Source organism: Sulfitobacter sp. 1A13496 (assembly GCF_043557225.1).
Classification (GTDB): Bacteria; Pseudomonadota; Alphaproteobacteria; order Rhodobacterales; family Rhodobacteraceae; genus Sulfitobacter; species Sulfitobacter faviae.
Window position 1 is genome coordinate 1 of sequence record NZ_JBIFFP010000020.1, and the last position, 4499, is coordinate 4499.

Annotated in this window: 3 protein-coding genes; all 3 read left to right on the forward strand. The window is 58.0% G+C overall.

What is annotated here, in order from left to right:
* Positions 1 to 826: 826 nt before the first annotated feature.
* The 3 genes from ACGYLX_RS18895 to ACGYLX_RS18905 all read left to right on the forward strand — a co-directional run bounded on the left by ACGYLX_RS18895 (position 827) and on the right by ACGYLX_RS18905 (position 4140).
* Positions 827 to 2812: a multicopper oxidase domain-containing protein gene (locus ACGYLX_RS18895; protein ID WP_009827245.1), complete on the forward strand. Its 1986-nt coding sequence runs from the start codon at positions 827 to 829 to the stop codon at positions 2810 to 2812.
* A gap of 26 nt (positions 2813 to 2838) precedes the next feature.
* Positions 2839 to 3558 (forward strand): copper resistance protein B, encoded by a 720-nt coding sequence (locus ACGYLX_RS18900; protein ID WP_065335300.1) that lies wholly within the window; start codon positions 2839 to 2841, stop codon positions 3556 to 3558.
* An 84-nt stretch (positions 3559 to 3642) separates the two neighbouring features.
* On the forward strand, positions 3643 to 4140 hold the full coding sequence (locus tag ACGYLX_RS18905) for a plastocyanin/azurin family copper-binding protein (RefSeq protein ID WP_009827247.1): 498 nt from the start codon (positions 3643 to 3645) through the stop codon (positions 4138 to 4140).
* Positions 4141 to 4499 lie beyond the last annotated feature (359 nt).

Sequence of the window (4499 nt, forward strand, 5' to 3'; positions counted from 1 at the left end):
ACTTGCAAATTCGGCGAGTTAACGTGACAACACCCTGTGGAGTTCTACGGCTTGGTATGAGTTCCGTCCCAAACACTTGCATTTAGCGGATATTCCGAATGAACTGGCTTACAAGGGCGAAGCTTGGAAAGGCTGTAGCCTCAGAGCGCACAGCGAGAGTTTTTGCAATCCGCTGCATTAATAAATCTCAGAAAAACACAAGCATGTCTGATTGGCACACGATCTCGCTTTCTGACGCTGCACGCAGGTTATTTCAGGGATGTATTGCTGCAGCGAGTAAAGTCCTCCGAACCAGGTCCGCGATAGCCTCTATCAACGTCTGATCGCTATCTCCAGATGAGTTGTTGATCAATTCTTGGATGAGCCTGTCTTTCGCCGATCATCTCTGGAAACCGGGCATAGCAAGCGAAAGATGATCTACATCAAGCGCGTTCGCGAACCTTCGGGCAACTGCGTAGGCGCCCCTTCGCCCTTCCCGAACCAAAGCAAATCACATCAGCAACCACCCACCCTACCGACGGTCAGCACACCCTAACCCCATATGTAACCATATGTATTCTTGATCCTTTGCAGGCGTTCCGGCGATAAAACCTCCAGTTCCACGGAGGGCACGTGAATCATGGATCCGACAAATTCAGAACTCGAAACAGGCCCCGCGCTGACCCTCGCAAGTTGCAAGGCAGAACCGCGCGTAAACGCCCCCCGGCACGTGCCGTGTTCGAAGCGAACTGTGCCGAGCCGGGTGCGACTGACCTCCAAAACGCCGTCGAACCCTTGAGCACGCGCGCTGCGGCACCTTTCAGACAGACTAATACAAGGAAAACGAATGCAATTCTTCAATAGAAAGCAGCTGGCCCTCTGGGATACGGCGCTCAGTACCTCTGAAGAGCTGGCGAAGGGGTTGTCGCGGCGTCAGTTCGGCTTGGCTGCGGCTGCGGCTTTTGCGATGCCCAAAGCGTTGAGCGCGCATGGCTCCACGCAGGTGACCTCTCAGGGAACCTACAATATCACAGTCGACCCGGTGCGCATCAACACGGGCGATTTTCAGAAGATGGGCGTGGGCTACAACCGCAGCCAGATTCCGACGATCCTGCGCTTCAAGGAAGGTGAGGAGGTTACGATAAACGTGACCAACAACCTCAGCGAAAGCACCTCGATCCACTGGCATGGACTTATCGTGCCCTTCCGTCAGGACGGCGTTCCGGGGATCAGCTTCAACGGCATCGCCCCCGGTCAGACCTTTACCTATCGCTTCCCGATCCAGCAGGCCGGGACCTATTGGTTCCACAGCCATTCAGGCCTTCAGGAGCCGGATGGCGCCTACGGTGCGATCGTGATCGAGCCGCGCGGCAGGGAACGCATACCAGCGCACCGCGACTATGTCGTTCAGCTGGCCGACAAACATCCCCATCCGGGCAACCGCATCTTGCGGAACCTCAAGATGCAGTCCGACTACTACAACCGTTCGCAGCGCACTTTTCAGGACCTGATCCGGGACGCCCGCATGGACGGTCTCAAGGCGACGCTGAAAGAGCGCCGCATGTGGGGGCGCATGCGCATGCTGCCGAGCGACGTCGAAGACGTGCAGGGATTTACCTCGCTGATCAACGGTCGCAGCACGTCGCAAAACTGGACCGGTTTGTTCCGGCCCGGTGAGAAGGTCCGCCTTCGGATCATCAACTCCTCCGCGATGACCTACTTCGACATGCGGATACCGGGACTGAAAATGGTCGTCGTGCAGGCTGACGGCAACGATGTGGAGCCTGTCGCCGTGGATGAACTGCGGGTCGCGGTTGCCGAGACCTATGATGTCATCGTCCAGCCTACGCAGAACAAGGTCTATAGCATTATTGCGGAATCCATGGGCCGCAACGGGCTTGTTCGGGGCACCCTGTCACCCAGAGAGGGCTATGCCGGTGCCGTGCCCCGTCTCAGACCCAAGCCCTTGCTCACCATGGCCGACATGAGCGGCATGATGGGCGGTATGGGTATGGATATGGGCATGGGTATGGGCGACCACGTCATGCAGAACATGACCGGAATGAACCACACCGACATGACAGGCATGGACCATTCAAACATGCAATCCAGCCAGCAGCCCCCGATGCCTGCGATGACCCCGTCAGAGGAAAAGCCGAAGAAAAAGACTTCGATGGCTGGGATGGACCATACGCAGATGCAAAAGCCTGCGATGGACGGCATGGACCACACGCAGATGCAGCAGAAGAAAAAGGCACCGATGTCAGGCATGAACCATGCCCAGATGCAGAAGCCCGCAATGGACGGTATGAGCGGCATGGACAGTATGAGCGGAATGGCAATGTCTGATGGCGGCGATCCGTTCTATGTCCCGGGCAGCGGACTGACGCCTGTCGCGTACAACGGCGGCAAGTTCCTGTCCTACGCAGACCTGCGCGCCGCCAGCCCTCGTTACCGTCACCGCGCACCCTCACGCACCATCGTGTTGCGGCTGACCGGTAACATGGAGCGCTACATCTGGTCGATCAACGACGTGAAATACGACGATGCCGCCCCGATCACGCTCCGATACGGCGAGCGGGTGCGCATGCGGTTCATCAACGAAACGATGATGTCGCATCCGATGCACCTGCACGGGATGTGGTCGATCATCGATGCCGGTCACGGTCCGCGCAATCCCATCAAGCACACCGTGAACATCAATCCCGCCGCCACGACGGACATCGAAGTCGAGGCCGACGCCCCCGGTCAATGGGCGTTCCACTGTCACCTCAGCTACCACGCGCGGGCGGGAATGTTCCGCAAGGTCGTGGTCAAGGGACGCGCGGCTTGAGCCGGGAAATACAAAGGACGAACGTAATGAAATACAGTCAACTCGCCGGACTGGCCGGCCTCATCCTTCCTTGGGCCTCGCTCGTGCAGGCTCAGCCCGTCAAACAAACCGAACAGCTGATCTGGGGCGTGCAGGCGGAACAGTTGGAAATTCGCGCACTGGATGACGAAGAGGTCCTTGTCTGGGATTTCGACGCCCTCATCGGCACGGATGAGCTCAAGCTGGTGTGGCGCAGCGAAGCTGAATACGGTCTTTCGTCCGATGAGTTCGAAAGCCTCGAAAACCAGCTACGTCTCCGGTTTCCAATCTCGACCTTCTTTAACGGCGTGGTCGGAGCCTATGCCAGCACACCCGAGGGCGTTCCGGAACGCTACGCGGCTGTCGTGGGGGTAAAAGGGCTCGCGCCGCAGTGGTTCGAGATCGACGCCGATCTCTACCTCTCCGACTATTCGTTCTTCAGTTTCGAGGCGGAATACGAACTGCTCCTTACCAACCGTCTGATCCTGACCCCGAACATCGAGATCGATATGCCGCTGAAGGATGACATCGCCCGGGGGCGGGGTGCGGGTGGCGCAGTCATGGAGATCGGTGCGCGGCTGAGTTACGACCTCATCGACCGTGCGGTCTCACCCTATATCGGCGTCAACTACGAGACCTCGTTCGGCGACACGCGGGACATCACCCGCGCGGCCGGTGGGGATACAGATGAGTTCTCGGTCGTGATCGGTACACGCCTTCAATTCTGAGATTTGTTCCTGCGGGAGCAATCCGGAGGGCTGATGAGTCCTCCGGCCAATACCTGAACCCAAAAGCAACCAAGGACTAAACAGATGAAACATCTACTGCTGACAATCGCACTGGCTTCCTCCTTTGCGGCACCGGGGTTTGCCGGCGAAGCGGCTCACGGAAACAAGTCCGGCGACACCCATGGAGAAATGAAGATCGGCATGCCCGGCGATGCCGCTGCGGTGGACCGCACGGTCGAGATCGACATGGTCGAAACAGACGACGGCGAAATGCTGTTCAAGGGCGGCGATCTGGATTTCAAAGAAGGCGAGACCGTCCGTTTCGTCGTCCGCAACGAGGGCGAGTTGGACCATGAGTTCATTCTCGACTCGCAAAAGAAGAACGCCGCGCACAAGAACGAAATGGCGGATATGAGCGGTATGAATATGGGTCATAATGAGCCCAACCGCATCCGGCTCGCGCCCGGCGAAGATGCCGAAATCATCTGGACATTTGCAAATAACGGCACGTTCGAAGCTGCTTGCCTGATCCCCGGTCATTACGAATCCGGCATGTTCCGCGAAGTCTCCGTTACTCACTAAACGGTCAGTGCGGATCGCGAGCACCGCCTTGCGATAACGTTAATACCAGAACGGGCGTACACCGCGCCCGTTCTTTCCCCCGTTGGGCGCCCGTCTGCGACGATGGTGTACCGCGCCAGCGGCGGTAGTACCCAGATCCGACGTTTGCAGCAACGCCAGATCGAAGCTGAAAGCCGGGGCCTGACGAAGGCCGAACGCAGAACCCGTGAAAGAAAAGGGACATTGAAGGGCACGAACTCGGCCGTCTCGACAACCGAAGGGCTGCGCCCGATCGATACGGGTGATACATCGCGCCCATTGTTCAAGGTGGAGAGATGGTGAATTGAGGTGTTGTCACGTTAACTCGCCGAATTTGCAAG

Coding starts and splice junctions, on each gene's coding strand:
- ACGYLX_RS18895 (WP_009827245.1), top strand. CDS start 827: ATGCAATTCTTCAATAGAAAGCAGCTGGCCCTCTGGGATACGGCGCTC.
- ACGYLX_RS18900 (WP_065335300.1), top strand. CDS start 2,839: ATGAAATACAGTCAACTCGCCGGACTGGCCGGCCTCATCCTTCCTTGG.
- ACGYLX_RS18905 (WP_009827247.1), top strand. CDS start 3,643: ATGAAACATCTACTGCTGACAATCGCACTGGCTTCCTCCTTTGCGGCA.